This window comes from Gordonia gummivorans (assembly GCF_022513585.1).
In the GTDB taxonomy this organism is placed as follows: Bacteria; Actinomycetota; Actinomycetes; order Mycobacteriales; family Mycobacteriaceae; genus Gordonia.
This window is the reverse complement of record NZ_JAKWBF010000021.1, coordinates 41,258-60,044: the sequence shown is the minus strand read 5'-3', so window position 1 is coordinate 60,044 and position 18,787 is coordinate 41,258. Positions and strand designations below refer to the sequence as shown.

At 65.6% G+C, this 18,787-nt stretch carries 17 protein-coding genes and 2 tRNA genes; 12 read left to right on the top strand and 7 right to left on the bottom strand.

The features are described 5' to 3' along the window. Positions 1 to 136 precede the first annotated feature (136 nt). Both MKW15_RS15960 and MKW15_RS15955 read left to right on the top strand, forming a co-directional pair. On the top strand, positions 137 to 1,717 hold the full coding sequence (locus tag MKW15_RS15960) for a sensor histidine kinase (protein WP_240859995.1): 1,581 nt from the start codon (positions 137 to 139) through the stop codon (positions 1,715 to 1,717). Beyond that, a complete protein-coding gene (locus tag MKW15_RS15955) occupies positions 1,714 to 2,433 on the top strand; it encodes a response regulator (protein ID WP_240859993.1) in 720 nt (239 codons plus the stop codon). Before MKW15_RS15960 ends, MKW15_RS15955 begins: the two co-directional genes overlap by 4 nt. A gap of 3 nt (positions 2,434 to 2,436) precedes the next feature. Here MKW15_RS15955 and pepN read toward each other — a convergent pair whose 3' ends face one another. After that, positions 2,437 to 5,013: an aminopeptidase N gene (gene pepN, locus MKW15_RS15950; protein WP_240859991.1), complete on the bottom strand. Its 2,577-nt coding sequence runs from the start codon at positions 5,011 to 5,013 to the stop codon at positions 2,437 to 2,439. 146 nt (positions 5,014 to 5,159) lie between these two features. Here pepN and MKW15_RS15945 point away from each other — a divergent pair, with 146 nt between their 5' ends. After that, complete coding sequence (locus MKW15_RS15945) at positions 5,160 to 5,783, top strand: DsbA family oxidoreductase (RefSeq protein WP_240859989.1); 624 nt, start codon at positions 5,160 to 5,162, stop codon at positions 5,781 to 5,783. An 8-nt stretch (positions 5,784 to 5,791) separates the two neighbouring features. On the opposite strand, the gene MKW15_RS15940 is transcribed toward MKW15_RS15945, so the two are convergent. Further along, positions 5,792 to 6,823, bottom strand: a complete 1,032-nt coding sequence (locus tag MKW15_RS15940; RefSeq protein WP_240859987.1) for a M48 family metallopeptidase — start codon at positions 6,821 to 6,823, stop codon at positions 5,792 to 5,794. Between the two features lie 22 nt (positions 6,824 to 6,845). On the opposite strand from MKW15_RS15940, the gene MKW15_RS15935 reads away from it, so the two are divergent. Further along, positions 6,846 to 7,319 carry a ribose-5-phosphate isomerase gene (locus MKW15_RS15935; RefSeq protein WP_240859985.1) on the top strand — a complete coding sequence of 158 codons (474 nt, stop codon included), beginning with the start codon at positions 6,846 to 6,848 and terminating at the stop codon, positions 7,317 to 7,319. Beyond that, on the top strand, positions 7,320 to 8,126 hold the full coding sequence (locus MKW15_RS15930) for an Fpg/Nei family DNA glycosylase (protein ID WP_240859982.1): 807 nt from the start codon (positions 7,320 to 7,322) through the stop codon (positions 8,124 to 8,126). A gap of 28 nt (positions 8,127 to 8,154) precedes the next feature. Here the strand turns inward: MKW15_RS15930 and MKW15_RS24460 are convergent, their stop codons facing one another. Next, positions 8,155 to 8,289 (bottom strand): hypothetical protein, encoded by a 135-nt coding sequence (locus MKW15_RS24460; protein WP_276615064.1) that lies wholly within the window; start codon positions 8,287 to 8,289, stop codon positions 8,155 to 8,157. 244 nt (positions 8,290 to 8,533) lie between these two features. Here MKW15_RS24460 and MKW15_RS15925 point away from each other — a divergent pair, with 244 nt between their 5' ends. Together MKW15_RS15925 and sthA are read left to right on the top strand one after the other, a co-directional pair. Then, the gene (locus MKW15_RS15925) at positions 8,534 to 9,421 is read left to right on the top strand and encodes a PE-PPE domain-containing protein (RefSeq protein WP_240860058.1); all 888 of its coding nucleotides are present in this window, start codon (positions 8,534 to 8,536) and stop codon (positions 9,419 to 9,421) included. A gap of 106 nt (positions 9,422 to 9,527) precedes the next feature. Continuing rightward, positions 9,528 to 10,973, top strand: coding sequence for a Si-specific NAD(P)(+) transhydrogenase (gene sthA / locus MKW15_RS15920; protein WP_240859980.1), 1,446 nt, complete (start codon positions 9,528 to 9,530; stop codon positions 10,971 to 10,973). A 66-nt stretch (positions 10,974 to 11,039) separates the two neighbouring features. Here sthA and MKW15_RS15915 read toward each other — a convergent pair whose 3' ends face one another. From MKW15_RS15915 to MKW15_RS15900, 4 genes are all read right to left on the bottom strand, one after another. Next, positions 11,040 to 11,678 carry a L,D-transpeptidase gene (locus MKW15_RS15915; RefSeq protein ID WP_308221060.1) on the bottom strand — a complete coding sequence of 213 codons (639 nt, stop codon included), beginning with the start codon at positions 11,676 to 11,678 and terminating at the stop codon, positions 11,040 to 11,042. 287 nt (positions 11,679 to 11,965) lie between these two features. Further along, positions 11,966 to 13,144: a lipase family protein gene (locus MKW15_RS15910; protein ID WP_240860057.1), complete on the bottom strand. Its 1,179-nt coding sequence runs from the start codon at positions 13,142 to 13,144 to the stop codon at positions 11,966 to 11,968. Between the two features lie 293 nt (positions 13,145 to 13,437). After that, positions 13,438 to 13,623: a hypothetical protein gene (locus MKW15_RS15905; protein ID WP_240859976.1), complete on the bottom strand. Its 186-nt coding sequence runs from the start codon at positions 13,621 to 13,623 to the stop codon at positions 13,438 to 13,440. A gap of 83 nt (positions 13,624 to 13,706) precedes the next feature. Beyond that, positions 13,707 to 13,780: transfer RNA gene (locus MKW15_RS15900), tRNA-Gly, on the bottom strand. A gap of 180 nt (positions 13,781 to 13,960) precedes the next feature. Here MKW15_RS15900 and MKW15_RS15895 point away from each other — a divergent pair. The 5 genes from MKW15_RS15895 (at position 13,961) to clpX (ending at position 18,729) form a co-directional block, all read left to right on the top strand. Then, positions 13,961 to 14,034 (top strand) — tRNA-Pro (locus tag MKW15_RS15895). Positions 14,035 to 14,106: 72 nt separating this feature from the next. Further along, positions 14,107 to 15,489, top strand: a complete 1,383-nt coding sequence (tig, locus tag MKW15_RS15890) for a trigger factor (RefSeq protein WP_240859974.1) — start codon at positions 14,107 to 14,109, stop codon at positions 15,487 to 15,489. Positions 15,490 to 15,757: 268 nt separating this feature from the next. Continuing rightward, the gene (locus MKW15_RS15885; RefSeq protein WP_308221059.1) at positions 15,758 to 16,351 is read left to right on the top strand and encodes an ATP-dependent Clp protease proteolytic subunit; all 594 of its coding nucleotides are present in this window, start codon (positions 15,758 to 15,760) and stop codon (positions 16,349 to 16,351) included. Between the two features lie 51 nt (positions 16,352 to 16,402). After that, positions 16,403 to 17,107, top strand: a complete 705-nt coding sequence (locus MKW15_RS15880) for an ATP-dependent Clp protease proteolytic subunit (protein ID WP_240859972.1) — start codon at positions 16,403 to 16,405, stop codon at positions 17,105 to 17,107. A 341-nt stretch (positions 17,108 to 17,448) separates the two neighbouring features. Continuing rightward, positions 17,449 to 18,729: an ATP-dependent Clp protease ATP-binding subunit ClpX gene (clpX, locus tag MKW15_RS15875; protein ID WP_240859970.1), complete on the top strand. Its 1,281-nt coding sequence runs from the start codon at positions 17,449 to 17,451 to the stop codon at positions 18,727 to 18,729. The last annotated feature ends 58 nt before the right edge of the window (positions 18,730 to 18,787 follow it).

Genomic DNA, 18,787 nt, shown 5'->3' with positions numbered 1-18,787 from the left:
TGTCCTGCGGTCGTCGTTGTCGGGGGTTCGGTAGAAATGGTGATGGTTGGTTGTGACTCGGGTCACCCTTGCGTTCATTACGTTCACACGGCCCGGTCGGGAACCGAAAGCGGTCGGGACACCGTGAGGAGTCGAGATGGGCAAGCTCCTGCCGCGAAGCCTGGCGGGACAGGCGGTCGCACTGCAGGTGGCAGTGGTCGCGGTCATCGTGATCGGGGGCAGCGTGCTGGCCGTCATCGACAGCCGCATCGACGAGGAGCGCGCCGCGCGCGACCAGGTCACCGCCGTCGCGGTCGCCTTGGCCGATGCGCCGTCGGTGGCCGCGGCGCTCGAGGCACCTGACCCGACGGCGGCACTGCAGCCGGTCACCGAGCAGGTCCGAGCCGCGACCGGGATCGCCTTCATCACGATCATGTCGACCGACGGAACCCGATTCACCCACACCACGCCCGCCCTGATCGGGCAGAAGTACATCGGTGCGACAGCGCAGGCGTTGCGGGGGGAGGTGTACACCGAGGAGGAGACCGGCACCCTCGGGCCGTCGATCCGCACGATCGCACCGGTGCGTGCGCCCGACGGTCGCATCGTCGGGATGGTCGCTGCGGGCATCACCATCGAGAAGCTCACCGAGGCGTGGATGGGTCAGCTGCCGCTGATCCTGACCGTCGCCGTGGCGAGCCTGGTGGTCGCGTTCGGTGGACTATGGCTCATCCGGAGGAGGTTGCGAGCGCAGACCGGAGGCCTCGCGCCCGCCGAACTCCGCCTGATGTACGAGCACCACGACGCCGTACTGCACGCGATCAGAGAAGGTCTCATCGTGCTCGACGACGGGCGTGCGGTGCTGGCCAACGACGAGGCGAGGCGGCTTCTCGGATCTGTGGCCGACGCCGGCGAGAACCAGCTCGACATGCCGGGCTTCCTCACCGACGGGGTCGGATCGCTCGACGACGTCCTGACCGCGCATCGGGGCCGCGTGCTGATGATGAGCAGATCGCCGGTGCCCGGCCGCGAGGATGGCGCGGTGGTCACGATCCGTGACCGCAGTGAGGTCCTCGAGGCACTCGGTGAGCTGGACACGATGACGCGGTTCGCCGAGACGCTGCGTTCGCGGGCGCACGAGTCCGCGAATCGGCTGCACACCATCATCACGCTCATCGAGATGGGCCGAGCAGATGAGGCCGCACGATCCGCCACCACCGAACTGGAACTGTCCCAACAACTCATCGACCACATGACCGACGCGGTCGTCGAGCCCACGCTCGCGGCGCTGCTGTTGGGCAAGATCGCCCAGGCATCCGAACGGGGGATCACGCTGACCCTGACCGAGGACTCACATCTCACCGACCGCACGGCCGGCCTGCTGCAGCCGAGCGAGATGATCACGGTGGTCGGCAATCTCATCGACAACGCCCTCGACGCCGCCGACCCCGACGATCCCTGGGTGGAGGTGACCATCGTCGGCGACGCCGCGTCGTTGGAGGTCACTGTCGCCGACAGTGGTCCGGGAATGGACCCGGATGTGTTCACCAAGGCGCAGGAGCGTGGGTACTCGACCAAGAACGGCGGCGACGAGGCGGGACGTGGGTTGGGACTCGCACTCGTCGCGCAGGTGGTCGCGCGCCACCACGGCACGCTACGTGCGGAGAACACCTATGGCTCGGTGGTCACGACCCGGTTGGGTCGGGCCGTCAACACCGGATCGACGGGCGCCCCGTGAGCGAGTCTGGGGATCGTCCGATCCGGGTGCTGATCGTCGAAGACGAGCCGGTGATCGCCGAGGCGAACGGTGAATATCTTCGTCGCATGGGCGGTTTCGAGGTGGTGGCCACCGTGGCGACCGCACACGATGCGATGCGTACCGCCAGTGCTGCGGTGTCGGACGGGGCGCCGATCGATCTGGTCTTGCTCGACCTCGGTCTGCCCGATGCCCGGGGCGTCGACCTCGCGGCGGCGCTGTCGGGGCTTCGGCCAGGTCCGGACGTCATCGCCATCACCGCGCAGCGCGAACTGGCGACCGTTCGGACTGCGATGTCGCACGGCGTCCTGCTGTATCTCCTCAAACCGTTCACCTTCGCAGCGTTCGAGGAGAAGATCGGCCAGTATCGACGGTATCGGGAAGCGCTGTCGGGGAGCGGTGACGCAGTCAGCCAGCGTGACGTCGACCGTGCGGTGTCGGAACTGCGGATGACGGGCGATCGCCGGACCGCCAAGAAGGGGGCCGTGCCGGAGACCGAGGACACCGTCGGGCGTGCGATCCAGGACAGCCCGGCGGGCCTCACTGCCTCTGAAGTTGCTGCGCGGCTGGGTAGTTCACGTGTCACCGCATGGCGCTACCTGGAACGGCTGGCCGACGACGGTGCGGTCGACCGGGTCACCGAGTATGGCAACACCGGCCGACCGCAAGTGCGCTACGTGTGGCACGTCACGCCCTGAGAGTCACTCGCCGCGGTCGAACCTCCGTGCGCGCAACGATCGCGCAACACCGTCGCGGCCCTCGGCGATCAGGCGCTTGAGAGCGGGCGGATGATCGCCGGCGAGGAAGTCGTCGGCGAGCGACAGCGCGTCCTCGGTCATCGCCCCGCTGGGATAGAGGCCGATCACCACCGTCTGCGCGACCTCGCTCGAACGACGAGCCCATACCTCGGGGACCGCGTCGAAGTACTTGGCCACATAGGGTTCGAGCAGTTCGCCTTGGCCCGGACGGGCGAAGCCCTCGATCATCGTGCGGGTGAAGATGTTCGACAACGAGTCGTCGTCGATGGCCTTTGCCCATGCGTCGGCCTTGGCCTCGGCAAGCGGTCGCGCGGTGCGGGCCGCGGCCGCCTGGCGGGTTCCGGTGGCAGTGTTGTCGCGGGCGGCCTCGGCGTCGATGATCGGGGTGGAATCCGGATCGGTGTCGATGGCTCCCGCAGTTGCCAACGCGCGCACCAGTTTCCAGCGGAGGTCGGTATCGACGGCCAGTCCTGGCAGGCCGTGGTCGGCGGGGTCGTCACCGTCGAGTAGCCCGCGCACCACGTCGACCTGGTCGGCATTGAGCAGACCGGCGAGCAGGGTGTTGACGTACGCGAGTTGGTGATCGGATCCGCCTTGCGCCGCACGCGCGAGTTCGAGGAGGCGAGCACTGAAACCCGACCGCCCCTCGGCGCTCACCCACTCGGGGTCGGCATAGGCCTCGATCGCGGTGGTCGCCTGCAGCAGAACCCGTTGGACGACCCCGATCTCGGTTTCGGCGGAGATACCGCGTTCCACCAGTTCGACGAAGTCACGGGCCCGCATCTCGGCTTGACGGGTCATTTCCCACGCCGCCGACCACACCAGCGTGCGGGGCATGGAGTCGGTGATGTCGCCGATGCGCGCGGTCGCGGTGGCCAGCGACTCCGGGTCGAGCCGGATCGACGCATAGGTGAGATCGCCGTCGTTGAGCAGTATCAGTGCACCGCGTTCGACGCCCACCAGATCGGCGACGTCGGTGCGATCCCCGGACACGTCGAGTTCGACGCTGTGTACGCGCTCCAGTGCGCCGGATCCGTTGTCGGCGTAGATGCCCACACCCATCCGATGGGTACGGGTCTCTCCCGCGCCAGGCAGTGCACCGTCCTGCACGACGGTGAACCGCGTGAACTTGCCGTCGTCGTCGACCTCGAAATCGGGTCGCATGACGTTGATGCCGGTGGTGCGCAACCACTGGTTGCCCCAGTCGGACAGGTCGCGACCCGACGACTTCTCCAGCGCCGCAAGCAGATCGGAGAAGGTGGCGTTGCCGTACTTGTGGCTCACGAAGTAGTCACGCAGCCCGGCGAGGAAATCCTCGAGGCCGACGTAGGCGACGAGCTGCTTGAGGACCGAAGCGCCCTTCGCGTAGGTGATGCCGTCGAAGTTCACCTCGACCGCGGCGATGTCGGGGATGTCGGCGGCGACGGGGTGGGTGGAAGGCAACTGGTCCTGCCGGTAGGCCCACGACTTCTCCACGTTCGCGAACGTCGTCCACGCACTGGTGTACTCGGTGGCCTCGGCCTGGCACAGCACCGAGGCGAAGGTGGCAAAGGATTCGTTGAGCCACAGGTCGTCCCACCAGGTCATGGTGACGAGATCGCCGAACCACATGTGCGCCATCTCGTGCAGGACGGTCTCGGCGCGTCGCTCATAGTTGTATTTTGTCACCCGCGACCGGAACACGTAGTCCTCGAGGAAGGTCACCGCACCGGCGTTCTCCATGGCGCCGGCGTTGAACTCGGGGACGAAGAGCTGGTCGTACTTGCCGAATGCGTACGGAGTGCCGAAGTTCTTGTGGTAGAAGGCAAATCCCTGCTTGGTCTCGGTGAACAGCCGCTCGTGATCCATGAACTCGGCGAGGGATGCGCGGCAGTAGATGCCGAGCGGGATGTCGCCGTGATCGTCGGTGTAGACGTCGGTCCATTCGGCGTACGGGCCGGCGATCAGCGCGACCAGATAGGTGCTCATCGGCGCTGTCTCGGTGAACCGGTGTACCCCGTCGGTCACCGATTCGGTCGCCGCGTTGGAGATGACCTTCCAATCGGCGGCCGCCTTGACCGTCAGGGTGTAGGTCGCCTTGAGATCGGGTTGGTCGAAACAGGCGAACATGCGCTTGGCGTCGGCGGTTTCGAACTGCGAGTACAGGTAGACCGAGTCGTCACTCTGATCGACGAAGCGGTGCAGGCCCTCGCCGGTGTTGGAGTACGCGCAGTCGGCGACGACCACCAGCGTGTTGTCGGCGGCCAGATTCGGCAGCTTGATCCCCACCGACTCGTCGAAGTCGGAGATGTCGAGGTCGGTGCCGTTCAACGTGGCCGACAGCAGGCGCGGTGCAACCAGATCGATGAAGGTGCTCGCGCCTTCGGTGGCACCGAAGGTCACGGTGCTCGACGACCGGAAGGTCTCGGTTCCGGGTGCGCCGGCACCGTCGGTGAGGTCGAGGTCGACGGTGTAGTTGGTGACGGAGATGGTGGCGGCGCGTTCGCGCGCCTGGTCGCGGGTGAGGTTCGGAGCAGTCACCCGGCCAGCTTAACGACCCGGCAAACATCGTCGGGGCGGTCGGGAACACGGCACACCGCATTCGGTGTTACATCGACGAGTGTCTGCGGCGATGGCCGTGGGCATGTTTGCCGAGTATGTACTTGCCGCGAGGAGAGGACGACCGCATGTCAGCAGAGGGCCAGACCACCAAGGACCGTGTCGATTTCTGGTTTGATCCGCTGTGTCCATGGTGCTGGATCACCTCGCGATGGATTCTGGAAGCCGAGCAGGTCCGCCCGATCGACGTGAACTTCCACATCATGAGTCTTGCGGTGCTCAATGAAGGAAAGGACATCCCTGAGTCGTACCGCGAGGGTCTGAAGCAGGCCTGGCGCCCCGTCCGGGTGATCGCCGCCGCAGCAGCGCAGAAGGGCGACGAGATCCTGGCGCCGCTGTACACCGCGCTGGGCACCCGAATCCACAACGAGGGCAACAAGGACTTCGACGACGTCATCGCGGGCGCCCTGGCCGAACTGGGCCTCGACCCCGCCCTGGCGTCGGCCGCGGACAGCACCGAGTACGACGACGCCATCCGCAAGAGTCATCACGCCGGCATGGACAAGGTCGGCGACGATGTCGGCACCCCGACGATCCACGTGAACGGGGTGGCGTTCTTCGGTCCGGTGCTGTCCCGCATCCCACGGGGCGAGATTGCGGGCACGGTGTGGGACGGTGCGGTCGCCCTCGCGTCGTATCCACACTTCTTCGAGCTCAAGCGCAGCCGCGACGAGGATCCTGCATTCGACTAGGGCGTGCCCTAGAACCGCGGTGGCATCTCCAGTCCGTTGGGGAGTGCGCCGGGCGCGGTGGTGACGGGGTGGGGTGGGGGCTCTATCGGTACGACGTTGCCGCTACCCACCCCACGCACGATCTGTTTGGGACGGAACCACATCGATCCGGCCTTGGTCCGGTTGCGCAGGGCGGCTGCCCGCCAGGTCAGGACGGGGTGCGACGCCATCGCGTTGACGACGAAGGTGAAGAACCCTTTCTCGTGGGTCGCGCGGTCGGCGAACTGGTCGAAATCCACGGCCGACAGCATGTACTTGCCCGCCGAGAGCACACCGATCGCTCCGGGGGCGCCGGTGGGTTGCGTGTAATAGCCGTGGTTGTCCGCGGTGTACTCCTGCGCGCGTGACAACGCGGAGCCGAGGACCGGGATGTTGCTGCCGACGATCGTCGACAGCTGACGCCAGTAGGACGTGTGCCCTGCGGCGATGTGCCCGACCTCGTGGCCGATGATGAAGCGCAGCGCATCCGGGTCGCGGGCTGCACCACCCACCTCGAACAGGTCCGAATACACCACCACGAATCGGCGGAACCCATGGCCGGACGCGAACGCATTGATCGCGCCGTTGCCCAGCACGACATAGGCGTCGGGGACGTACTCCAGACCGAACCGGGCGGCGGCCTCGACGACCATCCGGTATCCCTCGGGGAACTGGGTCGGCGTCATCTGGACACCGTTCACGCGGGGTGTGGCGTAGTTCAGACCACGCAGGACGAACAGCAGCAGCGGGAAGGCCAGAAGACCGAGGAACAGCTGGTCGAGACTGCCGCTCGCCACCAGCAAGACGATGAGGGCGTAGCCCAGCAGCGTCGTCAGGATCACGAGGACGAGCATCGGGATCTCCCACGGATGCAGGCGCGGCCGAGCCGCGAAACGCGCCGGTGCCAGCCACTGACGATTCGGATCGCCGGGCTGCGGCGGCGGCGCATCGGCCACACCGGGCACATTCGGGATCGGGGCCGGAGAGATTGGTGATTCGGGGATCGGAGACTGGGCGTCCACCCGACCAATCTATAGTGACGCCATGCGTGTCTACCTCGGTGCCGACCATGCCGGATTCGAACTCAAGAATCAGATCGCCGAACATCTCACCGCCAACGGCCACGAGGCCCTCGATTGCGGCGCCCACGAATACGACGCCGCCGACGACTATCCGGCGTTCTGCATCGAAGCGGCCCTACGGACCGTCGCCGACCCGGGCAGCCTGGGCATCGTCCTCGGTGGCAGCGGGAACGGTGAGCAGATCGCGGCCAACAAGGTGCCCGGCGCACGCTGTGCACTCGCGTGGAGCGTCGAGACCGCTCAGCTCGCTCGCCAACACAACAACGCGCAGTTGATCGGGATCGGTGGCCGGATGCACAGCCTCGACGACGCCTTGGCCATCGTGGACGCGTTCCTCGCGACGCCGTGGTCGGAGGAACCGCGCCACCAGCGGCGGATCGACATCCTCGCCGAGTACGAGCGCACCGGTCAGCCGCCGGCGGTCCCGGGTTCCTAAGTGCCCGAAGGGCATACACTTCATCGGCTGGCGCGTCGCCACACCAAGCTCCTCGGCGGCAGCCAGGTCCGGGTGACCAGTCCGCAGGGACGGTTCGCCACCGGTGCTGCCGCCGTCGACGGCCTGGTTTTCACGAAGGCCGACGCCTGGGGCAAGCACCTCGTACACCGCTACACCGACGACGGTCGACGCGAACAGCTCGTCCACATTCACCTCGGCCTCTACGGTGCGTTCACCGAATCGCCCGTGCCGATGGAACCGCCCGTCGGGGCGGTGCGGATGCGGATCGAGGGCCCCGACGTGGGATTGGATCTGCGCGGCCCGACGGCGTGTGAACTCTTCGACGCCGATCAGCTCGACGCCCTGCTCGCACGTCTCGGCCCCGACCCGTTGCGCCGAACCGCCGATCCGGAGCGCGCGTGGGCCGCGATCACTGCCTCACGACGTTCGATCGGCGCTTTGCTGATGGACCAGAAGGTCGTCGCCGGGATCGGCAACGTCTATCGGGCGGAGATACTGTTCCGCGCCGGCGTCGATCCCATGCGTCCGGGGACGTCGATCAGCCGAGAGGACTTCGACGCCATCTGGGCCGACCTGGTCACGCTGATGCGCGTCGGTGTTCGCCGCGGTCGTATCCACGTCGTGCGGCCGGAGGACGATCACGGTGCGCCGTCGTACGCGGCGGATCGCCCGCGTACCTATGTCTACCGGCGTGCGGGCGAACCATGCCGGGTATGCCGGACGCCGGTGCTGATCGCTGAACTCGAGGGCCGCAAGCTGTACTGGTGTCCGGTCTGTCAGACCTGACGGCGCAGTCGCGTCGCCGAGGGTCGGGTCAGGACGCTTCGGCGCGCTGGGCCATGACGAGGAGTTCCTCGCGCTGCGTCGAACTCCCGACGCGAAGGATGCTCGCGTACAGGCGACGCTGATCGTTGTTGTGGAACCGGGCACGGATTCGTGCGAAAGACATGATGAGTACTGCTCCTGCGACTACTTGACTACCCATCCGATTCTTCGCGTTACGAACGTGTTAATCAACCTGATCGGGGGTGATCTCCCTTACCCCGATCAGGTTGAAGGCAGCACCACTCAGTGAACACTCAGCGCGCCCCGGGGACTTTCTCACAGAGCGTGCCCATCATGGAGTCATGGCACCTGAGGTGATCGCCCCACCGGTCGACGAGACAGTCGATCTCGCGGTTCCCGGTGCGAACATGACGGCCGTCACTGTGCTGTTCGTGGGCGGCACCGGGGAGTCGTTCGAGGGTGACACGCGCAGCTCGGTGACCGGACTGTTGGGCGCGGTGGCCGACTCGCTCGACGAACGATTCGACTGCCGCTGGGTGGGCTATCCGGCCAGCTACGGCCCCGCGCCACGCGCCGGGGGGATGAGTTTCCTGGCCAGCGTGGGGATCGGTGTCCAGAGTCTTCGTGCGGCGGTATCCGGCATCGTCGGCCCGGTGGCCATGGTCGGATACTCCCAGGGCGCAGTGGTGATCCGGACGGCGCTGCACGCCATGGCCCGCGAGGACGATCCGGCGCTGCGCAACGTGATCGCCGTCGGATTCGTCGCCGACCCGCACCAACCCCCGGGTGCGGTCGCCGGGTGCGCAGGCTGGGGTGTGGCGGGGCCGGGACCGCAACTGCCGCCGCAGATCCCGGCACGCTGGGTGGGCGCGGCCGACGACGTCATCTGCAACGCAGACTCCGACTCGCTGGTGCGCGACATCGCCGACCTCACCGCGGGTGTGTGCCTCACCGGAATGGGGGAGTGGATGCGGGACGGCTGGGAACTATTGCGTACCAATGCCTTCCAGAATGCCGGCCGCACGGCGCTGCGTCCGTCGCAGTGGCGCCGGGACGTCGTCCGACTCTCCTCGGCGTGGCACGCGGTGCGGTGCTACTTGCCGGCGACGATCCCGGTGCGTGGCATGGTATTCCGCAACCGGACCGGCGGTCGCCACACGTCATACGAGGTCGAACCGTATCGCCGGTCGTCGGCCACGGATCCGAGTTCGACGGGCTGTGAGGTCATGGCACACTGGCTGCAGGTCCAGGTCACTTTCTCCGATGTCGGGCACCGCTCGCCCGAGGCCGCCTGACCACTGGACCGATCGGCTCGCTCGAGTCGTGCGTCACGGCCATCTGCGCGACACTTGATGACGGCCATGGTGGCCACGGGTATCTTCCTCGAGCGGAGCATGTGCAGTGGATCATTACGACATCGTGGTCATCGGGTCAGGACCGGCCGGCCAGAAGGCGGCGATTGCCGCCGCGAAACTCGGTAGACGCGCCGCGATCGTCGAACGTCGCGACATGGTGGGCGGCGTGTGTATCAACACGGGCACCATCCCGTCGAAGACGCTGCGCGAGGCGGTGCTCTACCTCACCGGACTCAATCAGCGGGAGCTCTACGGACAGTCCTATCGCCTCAAGTCCGACATCACGGTCACCGACTTGTCCGCGCGCACAATGCATGTGGTGGGCAAGGAGATCGATGTCATCCAGAACCAGCTCGCCCGCAACTCGGTGACGATGCTCATCGGCAGCGCCTATTTCACCGGTCCGCACGAGATCGCGATCGAAGACGCCACCGGTGATCTCAAACGCGTCAGTGCCGACAAGTTCGTCGTCGCGGTGGGCACCCGCCCGGCACGGCCGAAATCGGTCGAGTTCGACGGTGCCACTGTCGTGGACTCCGATCAGATTCTGAACCTCGACCGGGTCCCGGCATCGATGGTGGTCGTCGGTGCCGGGGTGATCGGCATCGACTACGCATCCATGTTCGCGGCCCTCGGCACCAAGGTGACCGTGATCGAACAGCGGCCGGCGATGCTGGACTTCTGCGACCGGGAGATCGTCGAGGCGCTGCAATACCAACTGCGTGAGCGCGGGGTGACGTTCCGCTTCGGCGAACATGTCCAGACCGTCGAAACGCACCCGTCGGGCACACTCACCATCCTCGCGTCGGGCAAGAAAATCCCGGCCGATACCGTTCTCTACTCCGCAGGCAGACAGGGGGTGTCCGACGAGCTGCGGGTGGCCGACGCCGGTCTCACCGCGGACGCGCGCGGCCGGCTGAAGGTCGACGAGCACTTTCGGACCGAGGTCGAGCACATCTACGCGGTCGGCGACATCATCGGTTTTCCCGCACTCGCGGCCACCTCGATGGAACAGGGTCGACGCGCCAGTTATCACGCCTTCGGCGAACCGGTCGGCGAGACCGACGTCGACCTGCAGCCGATCGGGATCTACGCGATTCCCGAGATCAGTTTTGTCGGCCGCACCGAAGATCAGCTGACCACCGCGAACATTCCGTTCGAGGTCGGTGTGGCCCGCTACCGGGAACTGGCGCGCGGGGCCATCATGGGGGATTCCTACGGCTTGCTGAAGCTGCTCGTCCATGCCGAAGAGCGCACACTGCTGGGTGTGCACGCCTTTGGCAGCAACGCCGCGGAGTTGGTGCACATCGGTCAGACGGTGATGGGACTCGGTGGCACCGTCGATTACCTGGTGGACGCGGTATTCAATTATCCGACGCTGGCCGAGGGATACAAGGTGGCCGCGCTCGACGCGGTCAACAAGATGCGTGCGATCGCCCGGGTGCGATCCGTGGGTAATCGTCTCGACCTCGACGCGGGCGCGCCCGCCTGATCAAACGTTGTAACCCAAAACGGGCGGTCGCATCGCGACCGCCCGTTTTGATGGAGATGTTGGAGATTACGTGCCGTTGTAACGTCCACCGACGGTGCCGCGCACCACGATCGGGGTGTCGCGCGGGATGTTGTTGAACACCCACTGCCCATTGGCGGTGCTGACGTTGATGCAGCCGTGGCTCACGTTGCTACGACCCTGCTGCTGCACCGACCACGGTGCGGCGTGGATGAAGATGCCGTCCCACGACATACGCGTCGCGTACTCGACGTAGGTCCGGTATCCCTCCGCGGAGTCAACCGGGACGCCGTACGTGGACGAATCCATGTACATGTCGCGGTACTTTTCCTTGGTGTGGTAGACGCCATTGGCGGTGGGGTGCTTTGCCGATCCCATGGAAATCGGCATGGTCTTCACGACGCGGCCGTTGCGCCACCAGGTGATCTTGTGGGTCGCGTCATCCGCGAGCGCGATCCACCCGGTGGAAGTCTTGACATTCGGCGCCGCCGGATCTGCGGGAGTCGTCTTGGTGGTGCTCGGCGGCTTGGGAGTCGTCTTCTTGGGCGGCGTGGTCGGCAGTCCCGGGATGTTGAGGCCGTCGGGAATGTTGACCGGCGGCAGGCCGGGGACCACGGTGATCGGAGCAGCCTGGGCAATGCCGGGCAGGGTGATCGCCATGGCGATCACACCGACGAACACCGCGATCAGTCGTCGGGCCTGCCCACGTCGGGCTCGGCGAGAGGGCTTGGTCAGCACTGAGTTCGTACCTCTGATTCGGGGTTGATTGTCTCGTGCGCACCCCCCGGGAGCGCTGATCCATCGTTACACAACTGTTGCCTTGGGTCCAAAGAGCTACCGACGGTCGACGGCCTCTCGATCGCGAATTGCCGGTGCTGGTTGGCAAAAGCAATGGTCGAGCGTTCGAAACGACTTATATGTGACGGTCATCACAGATAAGTCGTGCCGAGCGTCGGCGTCCGGATCGCCGGAATTCAGCAGTTACTGGGTGCCGGCAATCCGTTGAAGCGATCGGTCAGATACTGCAGTGCCGGCAGGAGTCCGATGACAGCCGCACTGAGATGATCGGGCGACGGCGTCAGCAGGGTCTGCACCCGCGCTCCGGCGCTGCAGTAGCGCCGCTTGGTGTAGTCGATCGACGCCACCGGGATCAACACATCGGTGGGGCTGTGCCACTCGAAGACCGGCACACGAGGAACCCCGGGATACAACGACAGGCTGTTCTCCTCGACGACGCGTCGTGCGGTCTTGTCCTCGAACACCTGCTTGCCGCCGGTGGCGACCTGCTTTGCGCTGTGTCCGGCGCCGATGCGCAGGATGTCGTTGGTGCAGGCGTTGCGCATCTCGGAGAACATCCGCCAGCCGAGGGGCGAAAGGTACTTCAGCATCGGGATCTGCTGCGGATACTCGCGGGAGAGGCCGATCGCAGCGGCGAAGGCGAGGCCGAACGCCGGGTGCGGATTGGTGTACCCGAGACCCTCGGCCATCTTGATGAGGTTCATCGGCACACCGCCGTAGGCGGCACCGACCAGCTTGAGTTCAGGCGCATACTTCGGAGCGAGTGCAGCAGCCCACGCGGCTGCCATCCCGCCACCCGAATAGCCGGCGAGCGCAACACGACTGTGCGCCACGTTTGCCGTCCGGAATGCCTGCACGGCCCTGATGTTGTCCAGGGTGATCTGTCCGCCGAGTTTGGCGGCTCCGTAGGAACTGCGCGGACCGAGGTGATCGGGGATGGCGATTGTCCATCCCTGCCGGAGGACCACGTTGAGGGCCGGTGCCTCCCGGATGGTCAGATTGGGATCCTGCGTCCAGAGTGCCTGCGAGGGCGCGCATTCCAGGCCGACGGCATTGACGATGTGTTCGAACGACAGCAGTGGACCGTTGGGGCGCTTGTTGTTCGGCACCAGCACGGTGGTCACCGCGGCGATCGGTTTGCCCTGGCTGTCGGTGGAGCGGAACTTGATCTGATAGGTCCGGACGTCGAAGAACGCGGGTGGGTTGGCCCGCCCGCGAACCCGAATGATCTGTCCTGGCTTGTATTTCGCGATGTTTGCGGGCTGGGCGTAGAAGTTGTCCGGTAGCGGCGTCGGCAATGCGACGTTCTCGGCGTGTGCACCTCCGGTCCCGACGACGAGGCCCGCTCCGAGCAGGGCGGCTGACGCGGTGACCGCGACTGCAGCACGTACGCGCGGGCGTCCAGTGTTTGCCGACGGCGTCGTGACGCAGTTCGACGGAAGAAATGGAGCTCGAGTAAATCCCCCAGGGCGAGGTCCGATGAAGTTGATCCAGACCCCCGACTCGGCTAATCATCCGGGTCAGCGGGAGCATGTCAACTCGGTCGATTGACCAAGGGATTCTGGGGCGTCGGCGATGTGTCGCGGTGCGCGTCGCAGCTCGACCCAATGCGTCATCGCGAATGCTCGTTCAACGAACAAACGATCGGTCAGGCGGGTTGTGGATGCTCCGTGCGAAGGTGACGGACCTGCTCGGAGCAGGATTCGTCCCGGCATACGAGCATCACGTCGACACGTTCGACGCCGGAATCGGAACGGGTGACATCCCGGCGCACGAACAGATTCGCGCCGCACGTCGGACACTTGCGCTGGCTCTTGCTGTGGCTGGAGGACATGGCCCCAGCGTACGCCGCATGTGGCACAGATCACAGTAGCCGCATGTGTCGGCGACCGTGTCGCGGAAATGTGCGGTGGCAGATGGAGCGGGTGACGGGAATCGAACCCGCGTAGCTAGTTTGGAAGACTAGGGCTCTACCATTGAGCTACACCCGCGTGCATACGGCGCCGGATGGGATCGCCATTGGCGTCGCGTGCAGATTGAGACTGTACCCGGCTCGGCGCGCAGGAAAAAATCGCCCCGTTTTTCGTCGTGGCGGACAGGCCACGTACTATCTTCTGTTGGCCCACGAGCGCGGTCGGACACCCAAGTCGACGCCCGCGAGTTCAGGTCCACGGGATGTGGCGCAGCTTGGTAGCGCATCCGCTTTGGGAGCGGAGGGTCGCAGGTTCAAATCCTGTCATCCCGACTCGGTCGGTGCAGCCGTTTTCGGCTCCGGCCCACGGACTCTCACCGTAAGCAGACATAAGGAGCAGTAGGCGTGAAGAGCACTGTCGAGCAACTCACCCCGACGCGAGTGAAGCTCAACGTCGAGGTCCCGTTCGAGGAGCTGTCGGCAGACTTCGACCGGACGTATCGGTCGTTGGCCCAGCAGATCCGTATTCCCGGCTTCCGTCCGGGCAAGGCGCCGGCGAAGCTGATCGAGGCACGCGTCGGTCGTGACTCCATCCTTGCGCAGGTCGTCAACGAGGCCATTCCGGGCAAGTACTCCGAGGCGGTTGCAGAGACCGAGACCAAGGCCATCGGCCAGCCGGAGATCGACCTGTCGGAACTGAAGTACGGCGAGAGCGTCACCTTCACCGCTGAGGTCGACGTCCGTCCCGAGATCACCCTGCCCGACTACTCGACCCTGTCGGTCGAGGTCGACCCCGTCGAGATCGACGACGCCGCAGTCGACGAGCAACTCGAGGGACTGCGCGCACGCTTCGGCACGCTGCAGGGCGTCGAGCGCGGTGCGGCCGACGGCGACTTCGTATCGATCGATCTCGCCGCCGAGGTCGACGGCGAGCCCGTCGACGAGGCGTCGACCGAGGGTCTGTCGCACGAAGTGGGCTCCGGCCAGCTGATCGACGGTCTCGACGAGGCCCTCGTCGGCCTTGCGGCCGGCGAGACCAAGGTGTTCACCACCAAGCTGGTCGCCGGCGATCACGCCGGTGAGGAGGCCGCGGTGACCGTGACCGTCAACTCGGTCAAGGAGCGCGAGCTGCCCGAGGTCGACGATGAGTTCGCCCAGATGGCTAGCGAATTCGACACCGTCGACGAACTGAAGGAGAGTCTGCGCGAGCGGGTCGCCACCTCGAAGAAGCTCGAGCAGGCGAACGCGATCCGCGACAAGGTGCTCGAGCAGCTGCTCGAGACGGTCGAGGTTCCGCTGCCGGAGAAGGTTGTCGAGAGCCAAATCGAAGGACAGCAGCACCAGATCATCCACGCGCTCGGACATGACGACGAGCAGCTCGCCAAGTTCCTCGAGGCACAGGGCACCACGCGCGAGAAGTGGGACGCCGAAGCTCGCGACGAGGCCGAGAAGTCGGTCCGCACGGAGCTCCTGCTCGACGCGATCGCCGAGCAGCAGGACACCCAGGTCAGCCAGGACGAGCTGACCCAGCAGATCATCTTCCAGGCGCAGCGCTACGGAATGCAGCCGCAGGAGTTCATCCAGCAGCTGTCGCAGGCCAATCAGGTGGGTGCGGTCTTCGCCGAGGTCCGCCGGGGCAAGGCCCTCGCCGGGATCGTCAAGGACATCACCGTCACCGACACCACCGGCGCCGCCGTCGACACCTCCGAATTCTTCGGTGACGACAGCGACTCGGCCGACGACGAGACCTCGGCCGACAACGAGACAGCGGCCGACACCGACAACTGAACATCGGTGCCGAACAGCCGGTTCGGGGCGTGTACTCGCCTCGGCCGGCTGTTCTGCTCTCAGCGAAGACCGGTGTCCGCGGGGGTGTCGGGCGACTCGCATTGACTAGTGTCGGTGGAGACGTCTCGACAAGACGACATGATCGCCGAAGGTGCGAGGACCGGCGGGCCCGCGCAGAGGAGTACGGCGCCGACGAATACGGGGCAGACGAGTAGGACGGCCGATCAGCACGACAGGCCATCACGACAACAAGGTAAAGGTAGGGACCGTGACCAAGCCGACCATCCACACACCGACCATGAGTTCAGGTGTCGCCGGGCTGAACCTGACCGATTCGGTGTTCGAGCGGCTGCTGCGTGAGCGCATCATCTTCCTCGGCACGCAGGTCGACGACGACATCGCGAACCGCCTGTGCGCGCAGATCCTGCTGCTCGCCGCGGAGGACCCGACGAAGGACATCAACCTCTACATCAACTCGCCCGGCGGGTCGGTCACCGCGGGTATGGCGATCTTCGACACCATGCAGCTCGCCAAGTGCGATGTCGCCACCTACGCGATGGGTATGGCCGCGTCGATGGGGCAGTTCCTGCTGGCAGCGGGCGCCAAGGGCAAGCGTCATGCACTCCCGCACGCGCGCATCATGATGCATCAGCCGTCCGCCGGAATCGGTGGTACCGCGGCCGACATCGCGATCCAGGCCGAGCAGTTCGCGGCCACCAAGAAGGAGATGAACCGGCTCAACGCCGAGTTCAGCGGTCAGCCCCTGGAGAAGATCGAGGCCGACGCGGACCGCGACAAGTGGTTCACCGCGGCCGAGGCCAAGGAGTACGGCCTCGTCGACCACGTGATCTCCCAGTCCTGAGCCGGGCCGATCAGGCATCCCACTCCCACCACCTAGTCAACGGAGCATCAGATGACCACCTCCTTCACATCGGACGCGTACGCCGCAGAGGTCGCCGCGGGCATCCCCGCGTCGGCACTCGCGCTCAAGAGCATCGAGGCGCGCTACATCCTCCCGCAGTTCATCGAGCACACGCCCAACGGGCAGCGGCAGTACGACCCGTACGCAAAGCTCTTCGAAGAGCGCATCGTCTTCGTCGGAACGCCCATCGACCAGACCGTTGCCAACGACGTGATGGCTCAGCTCCTCGTCCTCGAGTCGCAGGACCCGGACCGGGACATCACGATGTACATCAATTCGCCCGGCGGCAGCGTGCCGGACATGTTGGCGATCTACGACACCATGCAGTACGTGCACTGCGACATCGTGACGGTGTGCTTGGGTGAGGCGGCGTCGGCGGCAGCAATCCTGCTGGCCGGCGGCACGCCAGGCAAGCGTGCAGCGCTCCCGAACGCGACGATCCTCATTCACCAGCCGCGCACCGGCGGCGCATATCAGGGTCAGGTTTCCGACCTCGAGATCCAGGCCGCGGAGATCGAGCGCATTCGCAACCGTCTCGACGAGATCCTGGCCGGGCACACGGGGCAGCCCGCAGAGAAGATCCGCAAGGACACCGACCGCGACAACATCCTCACCGCCGAGGCCGCCAAGGAGTACGGCATCGTCGACGAGGTGTTCGAGTACCGCAAGAAGTCGCTGAAGAAGTCGTCGTCCTGACCTCGGTGGCTCGCCCGTCGGTGTCTGGCCGTTCCGACACGCCGGGACGCGGGTGCGCCACCGCGGTGCGCAACGGCGTCATCCTTGACGTCTGCGACATCCAACCGAAGAAGACCCTGACGCCCGGACAAGGCAAACAACAGTCACGACATTTGGTGTTATCGGTCGAAGTTCACGCGGCACACGAGTACCGTCGTGTTACTGGCGAATGGCGCGTCGATGGTGAGCCCGTGTCCTGCGTACGCAACGTCCGGCACGTGTCCGCCACCGGAGTGGACTGCCGACTCGGCAGGCCCGGCGGGGCGGTGACGAGAAGAACGAGGAAGTAGGTACAGCACGAGATGGCACGAATCGGAGACGGTGGGGATCTGCTGAAGTGCTCGTTCTGCGGCAAGAGCCAGAAGCAGGTGAAGAAGCTGATCGCCGGCCCAGGCGTCTACATCTGCGATGAGTGCATCGATCTGTGCAACGAGATCATCGAGGAGGAACTCGCCGAGAGCGGCGACGTCAAGCTCGACGAACTGCCCAAGCCGGCCGAGATCCGCGACTTCCTCGAGAACTACGTCATCGGTCAGGACACCGCGAAGCGCACCCTGGCGGTGGCCGTCTACAACCACTACAAGCGCATTCAGGCCGGGGAGAAGAAGGATTCGCGGACCGGCGAGACCGTCGAACTCGCGAAGTCCAACATCCTGATGCTCGGTCCGACCGGTTGCGGCAAGACTTATCTCGCCCAGACCCTGGCGAAGATGCTGAACGTGCCGTTCGCGATCGCCGACGCGACGGCCCTCACCGAGGCCGGATACGTGGGTGAGGACGTCGAGAACATCTTGCTGAAGCTGATCCAGGCCGCCGATTACGACGTGAAGCGCGCCGAGACCGGGATCATCTACATCGACGAGGTCGACAAGATCGCCCGCAAGAGCGAGAACCCGTCGATCACGCGTGATGTGTCCGGTGAGGGCGTGCAGCAGGCGCTGCTGAAGATTCTCGAGGGCACCCAGGCGTCGGTGCCGCCGCAGGGCGGGCGCAAGCATCCGCATCAGGAGTTCATCCAGATCGACACCACCAACGTGCTGTTCATCGTGGCGGGGGCGTTCGCCGGACTCGAGAAGATCGTGTCCGAGCGGATCGGCAAGCGCGGCATCGGCTTCGGCAACGACGTGGCCACCAAGGACGAGGTGGACACCACCGATCACTTTGCCGAGGTGATGCCCGAGGATCTCATCAAGTTCGGTCTGATCCCGGAGTTCATCGGTCGTCTCCCGGTTGTCGCCTCGGTGACGAACCTCGACAAGGAGTCGCTGGTCAGCATCCTGTCCGAACCGAAGAATGCGCTCGTCAAGCAGTACACCCGGCTGTTCGACATGGACAACGTGGAACTCGAGTTCACTCAGGATGCGCTCGAGGCCGTCGCAGACCAGGCGATCCACCGGGGCACCGGCGCTCGTGGTCTCCGGGCGATCATGGAAGAGGTCCTGCTGCCGGTGATGTACGACATCCCGAGCCGCGACGACGTGGAGAAGGTCGTGGTGACCGGCGAGACGGTCCGCGACAACGTCCTGCCGACCATCGTGCCGCGCAAGGACAACCGCGACGAACGGCGCGACAAGAGCGCCTGACAGACGAGGGTTGCGAAGATCCCACCGCTCACAGCTGTAGCGGTGGGATCTTTGCGTT